The 20,813-nt window shown below is 33.6% G+C and carries 17 protein-coding genes and 1 other RNA gene; 15 read left to right on the top strand and 3 right to left on the bottom strand.

The window, feature by feature from the left end; all coding sequences use genetic code 11:
- Nucleotides 1–2 precede the first annotated feature (2 nt).
- Nucleotides 3–518 carry a LolA-like outer membrane lipoprotein chaperone gene (gene lolA, locus CVO_RS04650; protein ID WP_159570359.1) on the bottom strand — a complete coding sequence of 172 codons (516 nt, stop codon included), beginning with the start codon at nucleotides 516–518 and terminating at the stop codon, nucleotides 3–5.
- Nucleotides 519–679: 161 nt separating this feature from the next.
- On the opposite strand from lolA, the gene secA reads away from it, so the two are divergent.
- Entirely contained in the window at nucleotides 680–3,253 is a 2,574-nt protein-coding gene (gene secA / locus CVO_RS04645) for a preprotein translocase subunit SecA (protein ID WP_152299332.1), read from the top strand.
- Nucleotides 3,250–4,452, top strand: a complete 1,203-nt coding sequence (locus CVO_RS04640) for an ABC transporter permease (RefSeq protein ID WP_159570356.1) — start codon at nucleotides 3,250–3,252, stop codon at nucleotides 4,450–4,452. The genes secA and CVO_RS04640 overlap by 4 nt, the downstream gene beginning before the upstream one ends.
- A 4-nt stretch (nucleotides 4,453–4,456) precedes the next feature.
- Here the strand turns inward: CVO_RS04640 and CVO_RS04635 are convergent, their stop codons facing one another.
- Entirely contained in the window at nucleotides 4,457–7,624 is a 3,168-nt protein-coding gene (locus CVO_RS04635) for a YhdP family protein (RefSeq protein ID WP_241691017.1), read from the bottom strand.
- Between CVO_RS04635 and mltG the strand changes: the two genes are divergently transcribed.
- From mltG to CVO_RS04585, 10 genes are all read left to right on the top strand, one after another.
- Nucleotides 7,554–8,498: an endolytic transglycosylase MltG gene (gene mltG, locus CVO_RS04630; protein ID WP_502707888.1), complete on the top strand. Its 945-nt coding sequence runs from the start codon at nucleotides 7,554–7,556 to the stop codon at nucleotides 8,496–8,498. The two genes, CVO_RS04635 and mltG, sit on opposite strands and share 71 nt — an antisense overlap.
- Before the next feature lie 129 nt (nucleotides 8,499–8,627).
- Nucleotides 8,628–10,826 carry an NADP-dependent isocitrate dehydrogenase gene (locus CVO_RS04625; protein WP_159570350.1) on the top strand — a complete coding sequence of 733 codons (2,199 nt, stop codon included), beginning with the start codon at nucleotides 8,628–8,630 and terminating at the stop codon, nucleotides 10,824–10,826.
- A 185-nt stretch (nucleotides 10,827–11,011) separates the two neighbouring features.
- Nucleotides 11,012–11,968, top strand: a complete 957-nt coding sequence (mdh, locus tag CVO_RS04620) for a malate dehydrogenase (RefSeq protein ID WP_152299336.1) — start codon at nucleotides 11,012–11,014, stop codon at nucleotides 11,966–11,968.
- Between the two features lies 1 nt (nucleotide 11,969).
- Nucleotides 11,970–13,361, top strand: a complete 1,392-nt coding sequence (gene fumC, locus CVO_RS04615) for a class II fumarate hydratase (RefSeq protein ID WP_159570347.1) — start codon at nucleotides 11,970–11,972, stop codon at nucleotides 13,359–13,361.
- Nucleotides 13,362–13,403: 42 nt separating this feature from the next.
- Complete coding sequence (gene sucC / locus CVO_RS04610) at nucleotides 13,404–14,576, top strand: ADP-forming succinate--CoA ligase subunit beta (protein WP_152299338.1); 1,173 nt, start codon at nucleotides 13,404–13,406, stop codon at nucleotides 14,574–14,576.
- A gap of 33 nt (nucleotides 14,577–14,609) precedes the next feature.
- Nucleotides 14,610–15,482, top strand: coding sequence for a succinate--CoA ligase subunit alpha (gene sucD / locus CVO_RS04605; protein WP_159570344.1), 873 nt, complete (start codon nucleotides 14,610–14,612; stop codon nucleotides 15,480–15,482).
- 187 nt (nucleotides 15,483–15,669) lie between these two features.
- Nucleotides 15,670–16,005: a 4Fe-4S binding protein gene (locus CVO_RS04600; protein ID WP_152299340.1), complete on the top strand. Its 336-nt coding sequence runs from the start codon at nucleotides 15,670–15,672 to the stop codon at nucleotides 16,003–16,005.
- The gene (locus tag CVO_RS04595; RefSeq protein WP_159570341.1) at nucleotides 16,005–17,138 is read left to right on the top strand and encodes a 2-oxoglutarate synthase subunit alpha; all 1,134 of its coding nucleotides are present in this window, start codon (nucleotides 16,005–16,007) and stop codon (nucleotides 17,136–17,138) included. Before CVO_RS04600 ends, CVO_RS04595 begins: the two co-directional genes overlap by 1 nt.
- Nucleotide 17,139: 1 nt before the next feature.
- Nucleotides 17,140–17,997: a 2-oxoglutarate ferredoxin oxidoreductase subunit beta gene (locus CVO_RS04590; RefSeq protein WP_152299342.1), complete on the top strand. Its 858-nt coding sequence runs from the start codon at nucleotides 17,140–17,142 to the stop codon at nucleotides 17,995–17,997.
- An 11-nt stretch (nucleotides 17,998–18,008) separates the two neighbouring features.
- The gene (locus CVO_RS04585; RefSeq protein WP_159570338.1) at nucleotides 18,009–18,566 is read left to right on the top strand and encodes a 2-oxoacid:acceptor oxidoreductase family protein; all 558 of its coding nucleotides are present in this window, start codon (nucleotides 18,009–18,011) and stop codon (nucleotides 18,564–18,566) included.
- 108 nt (nucleotides 18,567–18,674) lie between these two features.
- Here CVO_RS04585 and CVO_RS04580 read toward each other — a convergent pair whose 3' ends face one another.
- Nucleotides 18,675–19,292, bottom strand: coding sequence for a TetR/AcrR family transcriptional regulator (locus CVO_RS04580; protein WP_152299344.1), 618 nt, complete (start codon nucleotides 19,290–19,292; stop codon nucleotides 18,675–18,677).
- A 167-nt stretch (nucleotides 19,293–19,459) separates the two neighbouring features.
- Between CVO_RS04580 and rnpB the strand changes: the two genes are divergently transcribed.
- The 3 genes from rnpB to CVO_RS04565 all read left to right on the top strand — a co-directional run bounded on the left by rnpB (nucleotide 19,460) and on the right by CVO_RS04565 (nucleotide 20,768).
- Nucleotides 19,460–19,810, top strand: an RNA gene (gene rnpB, locus CVO_RS04575) — RNase P RNA component class A.
- Between the two features lie 120 nt (nucleotides 19,811–19,930).
- Nucleotides 19,931–20,155: a hypothetical protein gene (locus CVO_RS04570; RefSeq protein ID WP_241691015.1), complete on the top strand. Its 225-nt coding sequence runs from the start codon at nucleotides 19,931–19,933 to the stop codon at nucleotides 20,153–20,155.
- 67 nt (nucleotides 20,156–20,222) lie between these two features.
- The gene (locus tag CVO_RS04565; RefSeq protein WP_152299346.1) at nucleotides 20,223–20,768 is read left to right on the top strand and encodes a response regulator; all 546 of its coding nucleotides are present in this window, start codon (nucleotides 20,223–20,225) and stop codon (nucleotides 20,766–20,768) included.
- Nucleotides 20,769–20,813 lie beyond the last annotated feature (45 nt).

Raw genomic sequence — 20,813 nt, 5'->3', positions numbered from 1 at the left:
ATCTAATCTCTTATGATATCAAACTCTAAAGGAAAGATTGGTTTAAATACAGTTTCATCAATAGTTTGATTTTGTTTTTGATTTTTAAAAGTTATTTTAACTCTGTTTTCAAACTCATCTAAATAAGATATTGATTCTATAAAAGATTTATTTTTGATTATAGTAAACTTAGAATCTCTATAGTACGCCAGATATTTATTTTCTTCAACTTTTTTAGCATTAGAAATTATTTTGAAAAAATCGAAATTTGATTCCAGTCTTCTAATAATTACCTGCTCAATTTCCGGTTCAACAACTGTTACTTCAAATCTATTTATATATACATCTTTCTCAACAGGTTCTTTGTAGCTCCACTTAACATTTTGCGGCTTTAAAGCTACTATATGACCACTATAGGTTAGTGTTTTGTCTTTTTCATCTGTGATACTTTGTGTAAAATCTGCCTCAAATGAAGTTATCTCTTCAAGTGATGCAAATAACTGCATGCTTATTAAAATTGTTAAAAAAAGGTATCTCATTTCTATCCTATTTTTTAAAAATTATATCAAAGTGACTGTTTACATATTATTTAAAAATCATTCTATGATTTATGCAAATTGTTATTATAAGTATGATAAAATAAGGAGAATTTCAATGATGGGTGCATAAAAAACGCACTTATCTACAATAAGGTTGCGAATTGCTACAGGCATTAATGGGTAAGATTTTTGGTACTACAAATGATCGTGAATTAAAAAAATATACAAAAATTGTCAATAAAATAAATAATTTAGAGAGTAAATATAAAGCTCTGAAAGATGATGAGTTAAAAGCTGCTTTTTTAGAGATTAAGAATAGTGTTTTAAACAAAGAGAAGAGCTTAGATGATGTTTTGCCAGACTCTTTTGCCATAACAAGAGAAGCAAGTGTTAGAACTCTTAATATGAGACACTTTGATGTTCAACTTATTGGTGGTGTTGTTCTGCATGAAGGCAGAATTGCAGAAATGAAAACAGGTGAAGGAAAAACACTTGTGGCAACTTTGCCAATTGTTCTTAATGCAATTACAGGCAAAGGCGTGCATCTTGTTACGGTTAACGATTATCTCGCTTCAAGAGACGGAAACGAAATGCGTCCTCTTTATGAGTTTTTGGGATTTAGCGTAGGTGTTATTTTAGATGAGATGCATGATCCGGCTGTAAAAAAAGAAGTTTATAATGCTGATATTACTTATGGTACAAATAATGAATTTGGTTTTGATTATCTAAGAGACAATATGAGTTATTCTCGTGATCATATGGTTCAAAGAGGACATAATTTTGTTATTGTAGATGAAGTAGATAGTATTTTAATTGATGAAGCTAGAACACCATTAATTATATCGGGACCTACAAACAGGGCACTTCAAGATTTTGCAGATGCTAATAAAATAGCGCTTCAACTTGTCAAAGATGAACATTTTAGTGTTGATGAAAAAGATAAAGTTGTTTTGCTTACCGAAGAGGGAATTACAAAAGCGGAAGAGCTTTTTAAGGTTGAAAATCTTTATAGTCCGGAGAATGCCTCATTATCTCATATACTTGATCAGGCATTAAAAGCAAACTATCTTTTTGAGAGAGATGTTGATTATGTAGTAAATAACGGTGAAGTTGTTATTGTAGATGAGTTTACTGGTCGTCTGAGCGAAGGCCGCCGCTATTCTGAGGGTCTGCACCAAGCGCTTGAAGCAAAAGAGGGTGTGGAGATAAAAGAAGAGACACAAACACTTGCGGATATTACATTTCAAAACTATTTTAGAATGTATGATAAATTAGCCGGCATGACAGGAACGGCACAAACAGAAGCATCTGAGTTTGCTCAAATATACTCTCTTGATGTTATCTCAATTCCTACAAATATCCCGGTAATAAGAAAAGATCTGAACGACCTTATCTATAAAACAGAAAAAGAGAAATTTGAAGCTGCAATAAAAAAGATAAAAGAACTTTCAAAAACAGGTCAGCCTGTCCTTATCGGTACCGCTTCTATCGATAAGTCAGAAGTTCTTCATGAGATGCTTAAAAAAGAAAAAATTGCGCATACTGTACTTAATGCAAAAAATCATGCACAAGAGGGTGAAATCATTAAAAATGCAGGTGCCAAAGGAGCGGTTACAATCGCTACAAATATGGCAGGGCGCGGTGTTGACATTAAAGTAAATGATGAAGTGAGAGATTTGGGCGGTCTCTATATTATAGGAACAGAGAGACACGAAAATCGCCGTATAGATAATCAATTAAGAGGTAGAAGCGGACGCCAAGGTGATCCTGGAACTACACAGTTTTATCTATCTCTTGAAGACAACCTTCTTCGTATTTTTGGAAGCGACAAGATTAAAAGCATTATGGAGAGACTCGGTGTTGAAGACGGTGAATATATAGAGTCCAAAATGGTCACGCGTGCAGTTGAGAAAGCGCAGAAAAAAGTTGAAAACATGCACTATGAGGGAAGAAAACAGATTGTTGAATATGATGATGTAGCTAATGAACAGAGAAAAATAATTTATAAATTTAGAAATCAAATGCTTGATCCTGAGTATGATATTTCATCAAAAATCAATGAAATTAGAGTTGAATATATAGAGCATCTGCTCAATAGCTGTGATATTTTTGAAGGCGGAGCAAGAGAAGATTTTAATTTAGAAAAACTATTTAAACTTATTCATGAGGAGCTTAATTTAGAGCTAAATATAAATGATTTCTCCTCATTTGACTATAATGAGCTCTTAAACAGTATAGTTCAAAGTGTTAAAAAAGCTTATGATGAAAAAATGAGTGTACTTAATAAAGAAGTTTGTAATGAAATTGAGAGAGAGCTTTATTTAAAAGAGCTTGACAGTGCTTGGAGAGAACATCTTTACGCTATGGATAATATGAAAACAGGAATCAGGTTAAGAGCATATAATCAAAAAGATCCACTGGTAGAGTATAAAAAAGAGAGTTTTAACCTTTTTACAGAACTTATAGCAGATATTAAATTCAATACTGTAAAAACACTTCAAGTGATTCAATTTAGAATTGAAAATCCTGAAGAAGAAGCTAAGAAAGTTGCTCAGCAGATGGATATAGAGAGAAAAATAAATGAAGCAGCAATGCAGTTTAATCTCTATAACGAAGAGGAAAAAGCTCCTGCAAAAAAAATTGCCAGAAATGATCCTTGTCCATGCGGAAGCGGTAAAAAGTATAAACTTTGTTGTGGTAAGAGCGGCCCGAAAAAAGGTGTTTTTGCTTCTTGAAAACATCTATAGTTTCTTATTTGGTAAAACGCTTTTTACGATTTGACAGTGAACAGCCATTTATTTTTTTATCTGCTCTTTTAGCATTTTTAGGCATTTCTTTAGGCGTTATGGTTCTTATAGTTGCCATGGCACTTATGAATGGATTTGATAATGAGTTTAGAAAAAAACTCACTATTATGAACTATCCTCTAACAATTATTCCAAAATTTTATGGAGCAGTTAATGAAAATCTGCTTCTTGATTTAGAATCAAAATTTTCAAATTTAAAATTCAGTCCTTATGTTCAATCATCCGTAATGGCAAGAAGCGGTTCAAAATTGGAAGGTGGATATATATTTGGTGTTGATTTTAAGAGTGAAGCTGAAGTAAACAGTGTTTTAAAAGAGGCTATCAAAGATAAACATTTCGATAAATTTGATGTTCTGATAGGAAAATCACTAAAAGAGGAACTTAATCTTTATAGTGGTGATAAACTGATGTATATATTTACTCATGTTGAACCTGGCGGAATGTCTGTGACTCCCAAAATAAAAAGATTCAATATTAACGGTATATTTGATTCAGGATTATCTGCTTATGATAAAGCATATAGTTATACAACGCTTTCATCTCTTCAAACTATGATGCATCTGCCAAGCAATCAATACAGCGGAATTCATATTTTTTCCGGCGATCCTCACAATGATATATTAAAAATTAAAAAATATCTCCCTCAAAGTGTAACTATTAAAGGGTGGTGGGAGGACAATGTAAACTTTTTTGCAGCTTTAGAGTTAGAGAAAGTCTCCTTATTTATTGTTCTTATGCTTATTATTTTAATAGCTGCTATCAATATTATATCTTCTCTTTTAATGACTGTTATGAACAGAAGAAGTGAAATAGCACTGCTTTTATCACTTGGTGCAACATCTGCAGAGATTAAAAAAGTATTTTTATATCTAGGCATAGTTATCGGCATTAGCGGTATTTTAGCGGGAATTGTTTTTGGTTTAAGCGGTTTATGGATACTTGGTACATTTGATATTATCCATCTGCCAAAAGATGTTTACCCTACATCTACGCTTCCGCTTGATTTAAGTCTTAAAGATTTTTTATCTATTATTTGCGGAGCATTTATAATAGTTGTTGTATCCTCTTTTTATCCTGCAAAAAAAGCAAGCGAAGTGGACATATTAACTGTTCTTAGAAATGAGTAGAACTCTACTCACTTTCTTTATCTTCACTTTTAAATAGTTCAAATGGATACATAAGTGTTCTTTTTATTATATTAAAAGGTGCTACAGCTATATCTTTGGCTATCTGGGTGCTAACATCTGGATTATCTAAAGCACCTGTTACTTTTAGGGTTGTTGAAACAGTCTCTTTTCCAAGGAGTATATGCCCAATAAGAGGTATCTTTGAGACTGAACTCCCTAAATCGGTTTTTAAGTTTAAATCCATATTTATGCTGTTTTTTTCTATACTTGCTTCACCAATTCCGGCGATTTCAATCTCTTTTGATTTAAGATAAATATCACTCATCTTATATATATCATCTTTAAATTTAAAATTAATATATGCTTTTTCGGCAGCTATTCCATTTTTATTGTATCCAGGAAGAGAGAAAGTTACAAGAGAAGGGACAGTATTTACAAAAGCAAGAATATTGTTTAAAATTTTATAATCCAAAATTGTTGCTTCTTTTATATAGATAGTGCCATTGTACTCTTTTATTGTACCATTGATATAAAACTCAAAAGAACCACCTCTAAATTTTGAAAGTGCAAAAAGCTTATCCATAAATTGATCATTAAATTTATCACCGTAAAGATACATTTTATCATTACCAAGTTTAAAAACAGCGCTTCCCTCTTTATATTTAAGGTCAGCGCGTAAATCTTTATTTTGATATTTTAATTTCATTGTATCAGAAATTACAAGCCGGTTATTTCCTAGATAAAGGTAAGAATTGTTTGCATCAAAATAGAGATCAATATTTTCTTTTGTCTCTTTTTCACTCTTTTTATCAGTAAAAAAGTTTATCACCTCTTTTATATTGATTCCTGCACTATCTGCTTTAATTTTTATATCATCTTTTATCTCTATAGCAACAATATCATTAACACTGAGCATTATTCTATTTGTCTCTTTATTAAAACTTCCATTTATTGTATAGCTTTTTATCGGCTCTTTCTCAGTTGCAAGAAACTTATATTTATAATCTGTGTTAAGAGAAAAGTTTATATCTTTTTCGTTTTTCGTTTTTTCTAATTTAAAATTTCCATTTGTTAGATCATATTTTCTTAAAAGATTAGAGTATGGCGTTATTTTTTCAAATGAGTTTAGATTTATTATCCACTCGTTCTCGCTAAGAGTATATTCAAAGTCATACTCTTTTGAATTTATTGAAATTTTGTTATTTTCTTTCTCAATAAAAAGTTCGATATTTTTGTCTATTTTAAAAATTTCACCAAACTCACTATCTTTAATTTCTAAATTTTGAAGAGTTGAAACTCCTGTAAAATCTTTTAGATTATAGTTTATGCTTATTTTGGATTTTACACTATTTTGAAAATTAATATCTAAGTTTTGAGCTTTTATATACTCCGGAGTTGCATCAATGATTAAATTATCAATATTTATTTTTTTATTATCGATACTTAAAATTATCGGATCTTTTGAGGTTATAAGCGATCTGTTTTTCTCATAAATCCAGTGAAAAGAAGGAGATGTTTTGTTTAATGATATATCAGAATAGTCAATTTTTAGAATTTTAATATTTAAATCAGCTTTTTTTGTTTGAAAAAATATATCTCCAGAAAGTGATGCTGAACCTATTTTTGGAGACTCTATTTTAGTATTGGGGATAGAAGCTGTTAAATTTTTTATATCAAAAGGTAATTTTATTGCATCTACATGCAAAATTTGATTTTTATATTTCCAAGTAGATCTATCTATTTTTAAGTAATCTTGTTTTGGTGAAATAGTATAAGTTGCAATAAACGGTTTTATAGGATTTGCAAGTGTTATATTGTTCTCTTTTAAATCTATTGCATCAAATTTAAAAGAGAGTTCTCCCTTGGATTTTTTAGCATCAAAATTTAAATCTACATGAGATGTCGCAATATTTTTGTACTTTGCACCCATATTATTAACTTCAACTAATGTATTGTTTAAAAATACATAAGCATCAAAAATATCTATATCCAATCCTAAATACTCTATTTGAGCCTCTTTTGCATAGAACTCTCCAGCTGCTTTTACATTTAATGTTCGCAGATTAATATCAAGTGTTAAATTAGTATCTACTTCACCTTTTTTTTGAACAAAAGGGATTTTAATTCTATATCTCTTTAACAATGTAAGCAAATCTTTGTTGACTTTGCCTTTAAAAAGCAGATAGAGTGTTAAGAGTTCCTCTTTTTTTGAAAAATCAATTTTTAACCAACTTTTATCAAGAAAAAAATTATATGAATATGCATTTTGAGGTCTGATAGAGAGCACACCATTTTTAAATTCCAGTTCGGTACTGCTTGCAAGAACAGGTGCCACTTTTTTATCATAAGTATAATTTAAATTATTTGCTACAGCTTTTGCATGTAGATTCAGATATGCCTTATCAAGATTTTTATATTCAAACCACCCATAAAAAGCTTTTAACGAAAGGCTTGACATCTCTATAGCATCATATACCCAATATTTGATTTTTGGATTAAGATTAAAGAGATCTACTATATCTTTTGCATTTTTTATATCTTCTTTGGATTCTATTTTATATGATAATTTTTTGGTATCACTGTAAGCATAGAGATTAAATTTTGCATTATCTTTTATTGAAATATTGAGAGCTGTGTTAAATTCTAATCTTTTTTTTGCATCTAGCAAAATATCCCCATCTATATTTAAATCGTTATTTAAATATTTAAATGAATCAATTTTTACATGAAACAGATGATTGCTTGGCAGCAAAGATGCGTGCAGGGTAAAATTGGGAGAGGAGAAATATACAAAACTTTTTTTGTCATCTATATAATTTATTATTCCATCAATACTATTAAGAGATATTTTTTCAATATTTATCTCTTTAAACCAACTTGTAAAAGGTAGGAAATTTTTTAAAGTTCTAAGATAGTTTTCATATTCAATCTTGAAACTTTTTTTTGTTTCACCTTTTGCAATGCTGATTTCTCCGGCAGTTATGCTTATTTTTTCATCCCATTTAATGTATAATTTCTTAACTTTTATATTTTGGGATGATATGCCATCTATATATATACCATTTTGTAAAAGTATAAATGAAGAAAAAAGCAGTAAAAATATGAACAACAAAATACTAATAAGTATAAAATGGATTTTTGAAATTGTATTGATTATAATATTGTCGTTCATGTACTACCTAAATAAACCTATAAACTCCCCTCAGATTATATATATTCCAAAAGGTTCTATTAATAAGATTATAGCACATTTGCAAAGCAGAAATTACAACATCAATAAACTTGATGCGCTGTTGCTTAGAGTTATAGGATCTCCACAAAGCGGATGGATAGATATAGGAACTACATGTAGTACGAGAGGTGATTTTCTTTATAAACTTACAACAGCAAAAGCTGCACTTCAAAATGTTACTTTAATTCCTGGAGAAACTACACATATATTTTTAGATCAATTAGCAGATGAATTTCATTTAAACAGAGAGCTGCTGCAAAAAGAGTATGCAGTGCAATCAAAATACAAAGAGGGTCTTTTTGTCCCAAACACCTACAGTTTGCCTATGGGTATAACTGAAGAGATGATTATAAAAATTCTTTTAAAAGAGTCGTTTTTACAAATGAGAGATTTTTCAATGAAGATATTCGGAACATATAATGAGAAGAAATGGTTTCATTTTGTAACAATTGCATCAATTATTCAAAAAGAATCTGCCAATATAGAGGAGATGCCGCTAGTTAGTTCTGTTATACACAATAGAATTAAAAAAGGAATGAAACTGCAGATGGACGGTACGCTAAATTATGGAAAATATTCACATATAAAAGTAACTTCAAAGATGATAAAAGAGGATAAATCTATATACAATACATACCTACACAGCGGTATTCCACCTGTTCCAGTTTGTAATGTAAGTTTTGATGCAATTAAAGCGGCAATTTTCCCCGCACAAACAGATTATCTCTATTTTGTTAAATCTAAAAACGGCGCTCACACTTTTTCATGTAACTATTCTACACATTTGACCAATATAAATGATGCTACAAAATGAAACACTTGGGTTAAATAAATTAATCTTTATATGCGCTTCCTTAATATTATTACATCTTAATGATATCATTGAACTTGTAAATTTTCATATACTTGATGAAAATGAAAAATATAAACTTGAGGAAACACAATGTCAAAAATTATTTGGTCAAAGATTGATGAGGCTCCGGCTTTAGCAACTTATTCACTACTTCCAATTGTTAGAGCTTTTACAAAAGCAGCAGGCGTTGAAGTTGAGCTTAGAGATATCTCACTAGCGGGTAGAGTTATTGCAACTTTCCCAGAATATTTAACAGACGATCAAAAAATCGCTGATGAGTTAGCTTATTTAGGTAAAGTAGCACAGGAGCCTGAAGGTAATATTATAAAATTACCAAATATTTCTGCATCTATTCCTCAGTTAAAAGAGTGTATTGCAGAGCTTCAAGAACAAGGATATGCGCTTCCTAACTATCCTGAAAATCCGGAAACTGAAGAAGAAAAAGCTATTCAAGCAAAATACTCTACATGTTTAGGTTCAGCAGTTAATCCGGTTCTTCGTGAAGGAAACTCAGACAGACGCGCTGCAGCTGCAGTTAAAAATTTTGCTAAGAAAAATCCTCATAAGTTAAGACCTTTTGAAAATCCGTCAAAAACTTATGTAACTCATATGGACGGGAATGGAGACTTTTATGCTAATGAGCAGTCTGTTATAGTAGATGGAGATCAAAAAGTAACTATTAACCTAAATGGTAAATGTTTAAAAGAGATAGATGCAATTGACAAAGAGGTTCTTGATGGTACTTTCATGTCTGCTAGAGCTCTTCAAGATTTTTATCAAAAATCATTAGATGAAGCAAAAGCTAATGGTGTTTTATGGTCTTTGCACCTAAAAGCAACAATGATGAAAATCTCTGATCCTATTATGTTTGGTCATGCTATCAAGGTCTTTTTTAAAGATGTTTTTGCAAAATATGAATCAGAGTTTAAAGAGATTGGTGTAAATGCAAACTTAGGTTTAGGCGATTTGTATAAAAAACTTGAGAAGCTTCCAGCTGATAAAAAAACTGAGATAGAAGCTGCTATTATGGCTACATACGATGTTCAGCCTCCAATGGCTATGGTTGATTCTGATAAAGGTATTACAAATCTTCACGCTTCTAATGATATTATTATTGATGCTTCTATGCCGGTTGTTGTACGCGACGGCGGTAAGATGTGGAACAGAGACGGAAAGCCACAAGAGTGTGTTGCAGTAATTCCTGATAGTTCATATGCAAGATTTCACCAAGGTATGATAGATGACTGTGTTAAAAACGGTCAATATGATGTTACTACAATGGGAAATGTGGCAAATGTTGGTCTTATGGCACAAAAAGCTGAAGAGTATGGTTCTCATCCGACAACTTTTGAGATAGCTGAAGATGGTGTTGTAGAAGTAAAAGATGCTGCAGGCAATGTACTTATGAGCCACAATGTTGAAGCAGGAGATATTTGGAGAATGTCTAGAGCTAAAGATATTCCTATTAAAGACTGGGTAAGATTGGCTGTTGAGCGTGCTAGACTTACAGGAAATCCTGCGGTATTCTGGCTTGATGAAAACAGAGCACATGATGCAAATCTTATAAAAAAAGTAAAAGAGTATTTAAAAGAGCATGACACTTCAGGTCTTGAGCTTCCTATTATGGATGTAGCTTCTGCAGTTGCTTATACTAACGCAAGAGTAAGAGAAGGAAAAGATACTATTTCTGTTACAGGAAATGTTTTACGCGATCACTTGACTGATATGTACCCGATTTTAGAACTTGGAACTTCTGCAAAAATGCTTTCAATAGTTCCTCTTTTAGCGGGCGGCGGTCTTTTTGAAACAGGTGCGGGCGGATCTGCTCCTAAGCATGTTGATCAATTTTTAGAAGAGGGGCACTTAAGATGGGATTCACTAGGTGAATTTTTGGCGCTTGCTGAGTCACTTAGATATATTGAACAAAAACACCCAGATGCAAACCTTAAAGCTGTTACTGAAGCTTTAGATAAAGCAAATGAAGCTTACCTTGATAATAATAAAGCACCTAGTAGAAAAGCAGGGGAGCCTGATAATAAAGCTTCTCACTTCTATGTTGCTCAGTATTGGGCAAAGGCTCTTGCAGAATCTGACAATGCAGAGTTGGCTGCAAAATTTTCTTCGGTTGCTAAAGCTTTAGAAGAAAATGAAGCTAAAATTATGGAAGAGCTTTTGTCTGTAGAGGGGAAACCTCAAGATATTGGCGGTTATTATCATCCTGATGATGCAAAAACTGAAGCAGCAATGAGACCGTCTGCAACGCTTAATGCGATTATAGACAGCATCTAAATTATCTACTTAAAGAGATTGTTTCTGCATAAATAATATGCAGGAACTTCTCTATTTCTATTTTTCTTTTTTAATGAAACTGTTTTTAGTTTTATTTAAAAGGCAAAAAGTCTTTATTTGATAGTTTAAAGATACCTAAAAAGTATTTCACTAAAATATCATAATAATTTACTCAAGGAGTGTATATGAATCAAGGAAAAAGAGTAGGAATAGTAGGTGCCGGAAATGTTGGCGCAACGGTAGCTTACTCTCTAGCAATGCTTGGTTCTTGTCATGAGATAATTCTTCGTGATAACAAGATTGATGTTGCTAAAGGAAAAGCGCTTGATATGAGTCAAGCTGCTTCTGCCGTAAGAAGTCATACAGTAGTTAGTGTTGCAGAAGAGATGTCAGATTTAACTAATTGTGATGTAGTTGTTGTTACAGCTGGCAGTCCAAGACTTCCTGGCATGAGCCGTGATGATCTTCTTATGATCAATGCAAAAATTACCAAAGAAGTTATAGAGGGTGTAGCCAAATATTCACCAAATGCAATAGTAATAATGGTTTCTAATCCATTAGATGCAATGACATATGTAGCATTAAAAGAGAGCGGATTTGAGAGAAGCCGCGTAATAGGAATGGCTGGAGTACTAGATAGTTCAAGAATGGCAAGTTTTATTCAAGAAAAACTTGGATACGGCGGTGGTCAAATCCGTGCTTCGGTAATGGGCGGACATGGTGATGATATGGTCCCTTTACCTCGCTACTCTACAGTAGCTGGTGTTCCTCTTACGGATCTTTTAAGTAGCAGTGAAATTGATGAAATAGTTGCTCGTACTCGTAATGGCGGTGCAGAAATTGTCAGCTATCTTAAAACAGGTTCGGCATATTATGCTCCTGCAAAATCTACAGCTATAATGGTTGAAGCAATTTTAAAAGATACAAAACAGATTCATCCTTGTGCGGTATATCTAGAGGGTGAATATGGATATTCTGATGTAGTTTCAGGGGTTCCGGTAATGCTTGGAACTAATGGAGCTGAAAAAATTATTGAGGTAACTCTTGATGATATGGAAAAAGAGATGTTTAAAAATTCATGTAACTCTGTAAAATCTTTAATTGATACATTAAATAAAAATAATTTTTTTGAAGGAGAATAATTTGAGCAGTCGCATTGAAAAAGACACAATGGGTGAAATAAATGTTCCAAAAGACGCATATTGGGGAGCACAAACACAAAGATCAATAGAAAATTTTGCTATTGGTGAAGAGAAGATGCCTTATGAGATAACAAGAGCATTTTCATATCTTAAAAAAGCGGTAGCTCTTGTAAATAAAGATTTGGGTAAATTAGATCCCAAAAAAGCAGATGCAATTGCGCAAGCTGCAGATGATATGTTGGCAGGAAAACTTGATGGAAACTATCCTTTAGTTGTTTGGCAGACAGGCTCAGGCACGCAGTCAAATATGAATAATAACGAAGTTCTTGCAAACCGTGCTACAGAGATATTAGGCGGCGATTTTAGAGTTGAGAAACTTGTTCATCCAAATGATGATGTAAACAAATCTCAAAGCTCAAATGACACCTATCCGACAGCGCTTCATGTAGCGGCTGTTATTGCAGTTGAAACTCGTATTTTACCGGCTATTGCCAAGCTAAAATCTACTCTTGAGCAGAAGTCTACTCAATTTGATTCAATTGTAAAAATAGGGCGTACTCATCTTCAAGATGCTACTCCATTAACCCTTGGTCAAGAGATTAGCGGTTGGGTTGAAATGCTTAATAAATGTGAAAAAATGGCTAAAGATTCGCTTGAAGCAGTGCGTGAATTAGCACTTGGCGGAACAGCTGTAGGAACAGGTCTTAATGCACATCCTGAATTGGGAGAAAGAGTTGCAAAAAAATTAACAGTGCTAACCGGGCATACTTTTGTCACAGCGCCAAATAAATTTCATGCATTAACTTCTCACGATGCTTTAGTGTATGCTCATGGTGCTCTTAAAGCCTTAGCTGCCGATATGATGAAAATTGCAAATGATGTTCGATGGTTAGCTTCAGGTCCAAGATGCGGAATAGGTGAGATTACTATTCCTGAAAATGAGCCGGGTTCTTCTATCATGCCTGGAAAAGTAAATCCGACACAGGCTGAAGCCGTAACAATGGTTGCATGTCAAGTTATGGGAAATGATGCCACTATCGGTTTTGCAGCTTCTCAGGGAAATTTTCAGTTAAATGTTTTTAAGCCTGTAATTGCTTATAATTTCTTACAATCATGCCGTTTATTGGCAGATTCTATTGTTTCTTTTAATGACAACTGTGCTGTCGGAATAGAACCGGTAGAAGAAAAAATTGAACACTATTTGCATAATTCATTAATGCTTGTAACAGCACTTAATCCTTATATAGGATATGAAAATGCAGCAAAAATTGCTAAAACAGCGCATAAAAACAATTCAACTTTAAAAGAGACAGCAATAGAACTGGGTCTTCTCAGTGCTGAAGAGTTCGACAAATATGTTATACCAAAAGATATGATTGCTCCCAAAGCTTAAGGGCTGATGCAAGCACAACTAAACTTAATTGAAGGAAAGTAAATGAATATACATGAATATCAAGCAAAACAGATTTTTGCAAAATATGGCGTGCCTACACCGAGAGGTTTAATGGCTGAAAGCGTAAAGCAAGCAGTTAAGAATGCAGAGGAGTTAGGCGGACCAATCTGGGTTGTTAAAGCTCAAATTCATGCTGGCGGCCGCGGACTGGGAGGCGGTGTGAAACTTGCTCGTTCAATAGAAGAGGTTGAACAGCTTGCTAGTGAAATTCTTGGCATGACTTTGGTTACACACCAAACAGGACCTGAAGGAAAATTAGTTCAAAAACTATATATTGAAGACGGTGCAGATATTAAAGATGAGTTATATCTTGGTGTTGTTCTTGACCGCGCGAAAGAGATGCCTGTGATAATGGCCTCAACAGAGGGCGGTATGGCAATTGAAGATGTTGCGCATGACACTCCAGAAAAAATTATTAAAGTTGCGGTTGATCCTGCTATCGGTTTTCAAGGTTTTCACGGTCGTGAATTAGTTTTTGGTTTGGGCATAACAGATAAAGCAGAGCAGGGCAAATTTATCAAATTAGCAGCTGCACTCTATAATCTTTATTTGGAAAATGATGCTGAAATGATAGAGATAAATCCTTTAGTTAAAACTGGAAACGGCGACTTTTTAGCGCTTGACGGGAAAATGGGATTTGATGATTCAGCTCTTGGACGCCATCCTGATATTGAAGATATGAGAGATATCAGTGAAGAAGATGCAGATGAGAGAGAAGCTGGAAAGTATGGCCTGAGCTATGTCAGTCTTGATGGTGAAATCGGTTGCATGGTAAACGGAGCAGGGCTTGCAATGGGTACAATGGATACGATTAACTATATGGGCGGAACTCCTGCAAACTTTCTTGATGTCGGTGGTTCTGCAAATGCTGAAACTGTTGCGAAAGGATTCGAGATTATTCTTAAAAATCCAAAGGTAAAAGCTATTTTTGTAAATATTTTCGGCGGAATCGTTAGATGTGACCGTATCGCAAACGGTATTTTGGAAGCAACAAAGCTTGTTGATGTTCATGTGCCGGTTATTGTTCGTCTTGATGGCACAAATGCACCTGAAGCGGCAGAGATTTTAAAAAACGCAAATATTGCAAATGTTATAACAGCTACAGATTTAGCAGATGGTGCAGCAAAAGCAGTAGCTGCGGCAAAACAAGCCTAAGCGCTGTTTCTTTAGAAAAGGAGAATAAGTTTTATGAGTATATTGGTAAATAAAGATACGAAAGTTATAGTTCAAGGTTTTACTGGAAAAGAGGGATCTTTTCATGCTGAGCAGTGTTTAGCATACGGAACAAAAATTGTAGGGGGAGTTACTCCAAATAAAGGCGGTCAAGAGCATTTAGGAAAGCCTGTTTTCAATACAGTTAAAGAAGCTGTATCATCTACAGGTGCTACTGTTTCAATGATTTTTGTTCCGCCTGCTTTTGTTGCAGATGCTGTAATGGAAGCTGCAGATGCAGGAATTGAACTCGCCGTTGTTATTACAGAGGGTGCTCCTGTTCGTGACATGCAAGCTGCAAAAGCTTATGCTACAAAACACGGTATGAAGACAATTGGGCCAAACTGTCCTGGAATTATAACTGCAGAAGAGTGTAAGATCGGTATTATGCCGGGTATGATCTTCAAAAAGGGCAATATCGGTCTTATCTCAAAGTCTGGAACGCTTACTTATGAGGGTGCGAACCAAGTCGTAAAAGAGGGCTTTGGGATCTCAACTGCTGTTGGTATCGGCGGAGACCCGATTATAGGCCTCTCTTATAAACAGCTTTTGCCAATGTTTGAAGCAGACCCTGAGACACATGCAATTGTTATGATTGGTGAAATCGGTGGAGACCTTGAGATTCAAGCAGCTGCATTTATTAAAGAAAACATCAAGAAGCCTGTTGTAGCTTTTATTGCAGGGCAAACTGCGCCAAAAGGCAAAAGAATGGGTCATGCGGGTGCAATTGTTTCAGGCGGAGCAGGAACTGCAGCTGAGAAAATGGCTGCTCTGGAAGCAGCAGGTGTTAAAGTTGTAGTTTCTCCGGCTGATATCGGAAAAGCAGTTGCAGAGGTGCTTTCTAAGTAAATATTGTTTCTTAGTGCGAGCTTCATTCGGTAACAAATATGTTAAAAAGAAGCGTCATTAGCACAAATTTAGAGCTATATTAATTAAAGTAGGTTAACCTATCTGTAAAAATAAGTAACAGTTCAAGAATGTGGCGTAGAGATACTTCACACATTGTGCTGCGCTTCAAAACAAAAGAGGAGAGTAAATGGGAACTTTTAAAACTGAAAATCCTGGTAATCAACCGGTATGGGTAAATACCAGTAATTGTAAAGCATGTGATATTTGTGTTTCTGTATGCCCTGCGGGCGTTCTTGGAATGGTGTATGAACCTACATCTACTCTTGGTGCTATGATATCTATTCAGCATCCAGAGTCTTGTATAGGATGTATGGAGTGTGAATTATCATGTCCTGATTTTGCAATTTATGTTGCAGATAGAAAAGAGTATAAATTTGCAAAACTTACTGATGAATCAAAATCGCGTCAGGAAGCAGTTGTTGCAAATAATTATATGTCACTTAATGAACAAGGAGCTAAATAATGGCAACAAGAGAAATAATTTCAAGCGGTAATGAATTAGCTGCAATAGCTGCAAAAGATGCAGGATGTAGATTTTTTGGGGGCTATCCTATTACTCCATCAAGCGAAGTTATGCATGAAATGTCTAATTTAATGCCAGAAGTCGGCGGAGCTTGTATTCAAATGGAAGATGAGATTGCAGGAGTTGCAGCAGCGATTGGTGCCGGAATGAGTGGTGTTAGAACTATGACTGCTACTTCAGGTCCAGGTATTTCGCTTAAAGCAGAAAATCTTGGTTTGGCTCAAATGACTGAAGTTCCTTTGGTTGTAGTTAATGTTATGCGCGGCGGCCCATCAACTGGTCTTCCGACTCGTGTATCTCAAGGGGATGTTGCTCAGGCAAAGAATCCATCACATGGTGATTACAAATCAATCACGCTATGTGCAGGTTCATTGGCGGAGTGTTATACTGAAACTGTAAGAGCATTTAACTTAGCAGACAGATTTATGCAGCCTGTATTTGTTTTACTAGATGAAACATTGGGACACATGCATGGAAAAGCAATGCTTCCTACAGAAGAAGAGGTTGCTGCAGGAATTGTTCCTAGAAAAACATTCGAAGGCCCTGCAGAGGAGTATTTTCCATATGAGTGTGAAAGTGATCAGCCTGCAGTTTTAAATCCTATGTTTAAAGGGTACAGATACCATTTTACAGGTCTTCACCATGACAAAAGAGGGTTCCCTACTGAAGAGATAGAGACATGTAGAAAACTTATTCAAAGGCTTGAAGATAAAGTAGAACTTCATAAAGATGAGCTTGAATCTTATGAAGAGTTTCATATGGATGATGCAGAGATTTTAATTGTTGCGTATGGTTCAGTTTCTCTTGCTGCAAAAGAGGCAATCCGCCACTTAAGAGCAGAGGGTATTAAAGCAGGATTATTCAGACCGATTACACTTTGGCCAAGTCCGGCAGAGAAGATGAAAGAGCTTGCAGACAGAATACCAAAAGTTTTATGTGTAGAGCTAAATATCGGTCAATATAGAGACGAAGTACAACGCGCTACTGGAAGACTTGATATAAATGGTTTATTCAAAGTAAACGGAAGACCAATTTCTCCTTATGAAATTGTTAATAAAGTAAAGGAGCTGTAAAATGGCATTTAATTATGAAAACTATTTAAGACTGGAAAAAATGCCGACACTATGGTGTTGGGGTTGTGGTGATGGTGTTATCCTAAAAGCTTTTGTTAGAGCGGTTGACAGCCTTGGTATAAATAAAGATGATATCTGCCTAGTTTCAGGAATTGGATGTTCAGGAAGATTTTCATCATATGTTGATTTTAATACAGTCCATACAACTCATGGAAGAACTATAGCATTTGCAACAGGTATCAAACTTGCAAATCCTACTAAACATGTAATCTGTGTTGCGGGTGACGGTGATGCTTTAGCAATTGGTGGTAATCACACAATTCATGGTTGTAGAAGAAACATAGACATAACATTTATTATAATTAATAACTTTATTTATGGATTAACAAATTCTCAAACAAGTCCAACTACTCCACAGGGTATGTGGACAGTATCGCAACAAGTTGGAAACATTGATCCAACTTTTAATACTTGTAATTTAGCAATTGCATCAGGAGCTTCTTTTGTGGCGAGAGAGACAGTAAATGATCCTAAAAAATTAGAAAAAACTATGGTAAAAGCACTAGAACACAAAGGTTTTTCACTTCTTGAAGTTTTATCAAACTGCCATATTAATCTTGGTAGAAAAAATAAAATGAATTCTGCTATTGAAAATCTTAATTGGATAGACAGTATTACGGTTTCAAAGAAAAAATATGACACTATGACAGAAGAGGAACAAGTAAATTTACTTCCTACAGGTGTTTTAAAACAAGATACACAAGCAGCTGAGTATTGTGATATGTATGCTGAAATTATTAAAGTACATCAAGGTAAAAGAAAAACAATTACTCAAGATGACTTTAAGAAAAAAATATAAGGAGGCACGGGGTGGCTAGAACATTAATGAGATTTACAGGTGTTGGCGGACAAGGTGTTCTTCTCGCTGGTGAAATTTTTGCAGCTGCAAAAATTAAAACCGGCGGTAATGGATTAAAAACAGCAACATATACTTCACAAGTTCGTGGTGGACCGACTGTTGTTGATATAACTTTAGATGATGATGAAATTTACTATCCATATGCGAATGACGGCGAGATAAACTTTATGCTCTCTGTTGCACAAGTAAGCTATGATCAATTTAAAAAAGGTGTACAAGAGGGCGGAACTATTGTTATAGATCCAAACCTTGTTAAACCTAGCGATGAAGATAGAAAAAAATGGAATATAATTGAAATTCCGATTATTACTATTGCAAAAGAGGAAGTTGGTAATGTTATTACTCAGTCAGTTGTTGCACTTGCAATAGCAAATACAATTATGAAACCTCTTGATAGAGAAGTTTTAATCGAAACAATGCTCTCAAAAGTACCTGCCAAAGTTCATGATGTAAATAAAATAGCATATGATCTTGGTGAAAAATATGCACTAGAGGCAGTAGCAAAATAATTTTATGCTTGCCTGTAGTTTTTGCAGCCTTCAAAAGGGCTGCTTTTTTTAAATATATTTCTGATATTAAATAGTATTAGAAATAAAATATTTTAATATTAAAAAATATCACACTTTAATACTTTCCCAAAAAAACTCAACATGCTTTTCAAACTGTGTAGATAGAGCTGTTGTAGGCGTGCTATCAAACCTCAGAAGTGTAATTTGCAATCGTATATAGAATAGGGTGGAAATAAATTCATAAGCTACCATCATTGGATCAGCAGAGCGTATTAAAGAGTTCTGCATCATTATAAAAAATGCTTCAGAGAACATTTTTATATTTTCATTATGAAATTCATTCATAAACTGTTCTCTAAGTTCTCTGTTTTGGAATAACTCAATCATTAGCAATCTAAACATATTCTCATTATTTTTATCAAATGTGAGAAGTTTATATTGCATAGCAAACTTTTGTAAAAAAACTTTTCCCTTGAGTGCTGACTCTTTAATATTTGTCTCATTTGTATGAAAAGGAGAAGAAAATATCTCTTTTGCGACACATAAAAATATCTCCTCCTTATTCTTAAAATGATTATACAAAGCGCTCTCCCTAATTCCTACTTCTGAAGCTATTTTTCGCACACTTGTTGCTTTAAAACCATATTCTGAGAAGAGTGTAGATGACACTTTTATAATCTTTTGTTTTGTATTTGATTTCTTTTGAATCGTCTTGTTTTCGGGCATTTTGCAACCTTTTTTAGTATATGAACAATTGTTAATTTAAATAAAATTATATATGAACAAGTGTTAATCTATGCTTATGTGATGATGAACACTTGTTCATCAATCAAGCAGATGTTATGAACAGATGTTCATAAACAGATTTAAAGGAAATTTTTAGTATTATTTTAAAGGTACAACGGGTAGTTGCTTGATTTATTTCAAGAGGAAAGTCCGAGCTGCTCTAAGACAGTGTTCCATTTAATTAATGGCCGTAGCAATACGAGGGAAAGTGCAACAGAGAGTAGACTTCCGCCAACAGCGGTAAAGGTGAAAGGGTGGTGTAAGAGACCACCAGTCTCTATAGTAATATAGAGAGCTTGTAAACCCAACATGGCAGCAAGAAACAGATGGTCAGCGTCTTAGGGGTAAAATTACAATGTAATCTTACTTATGCTACTGTTTCGCTAGAGTTACTATGTAAATAGTAAAGTAGATTAATGCTACCAAAACAAAACTCGGCTTACTGTTGTACCTGTTTAATTTAACATACTATTTAATATCAATAATAAAAAGGTTTTGGTTCGATTTAATTTTAACTAAATTTTTTCAAGAGAATTTACATTATGTTAACCAAGATATTTGAAAACTGACACTATTACATGGAAAAACAAATGAGAAGCAAAAAAGAAGAATTAATAGCTGATATACAAAATCTTCTAAATACTTATGAAGGTATAAAAAAAACATCCATAAATGCAGATATGCTAAAATTTATGGATGAAGCCAGTTTGATCAGTATAATAGATTCATTACTAAATCAAAAAGAGTATTCAAAAGAGTCAGACTTACAATGGTTAGAAAAATTTAAAAAATATAATATATAATACGCCCTATTTTGTTTAACCAAAATCTGTTACAATTCCGTCATATTTTAAAATAAAGGATTTTGTTATGTCCAATGTAGATTTAATTCAACTAACTGAACAAACAAAAAAATTATCAGCAATGATTGTTGAAGATGAGAAAATTGCAAATGAACTTTTAAGCTCTACTTTTAAAAATTTCTTTTCAGATGTAAAATCATTTTTTAATGCAAAAGAAGCACTTCAAGCTTATTCAAAATCATCTCCTGATATTGTCTTTGTAGATATTATTATGGCTGAAATGGACGGAATCGAACTTGCACGAAAAATTCGTGAAATTAATCCTGATCAGATTATTATTATTATTTCGGCCAGCAATGATATAGAAAAAATATCTGAATCTATTGAAGTTGGTGTTAATAGTTTTATACAAAAACCAATTGATACCAAAAAAATAATAGAATTATTAAAAAATATAGTATCAATAATGAATAAAAAGAAAAAAATAGAAACAAAAACATTTTCTATATCTCTTCCTTTAGACATATATGAAGAAGTTGATGAAAATGCCAAAGCTGAAAGCATCTCAAAAAATGCAGTAATTATTAGAGCTTTACGCAGTTTTTACGAGTAATTTATTTTTTTTTACTGAGTTTTTAAAATTTTATATTTTATTAAG

Source organism: Sulfurimonas sp. CVO, assembly GCF_009883775.1.
In the GTDB taxonomy this organism is placed as follows: Bacteria; Campylobacterota; Campylobacteria; order Campylobacterales; family Sulfurimonadaceae; genus Sulfurimonas; species Sulfurimonas xiamenensis.
This window is presented reverse-complemented; position numbering and strand designations above follow the sequence as displayed.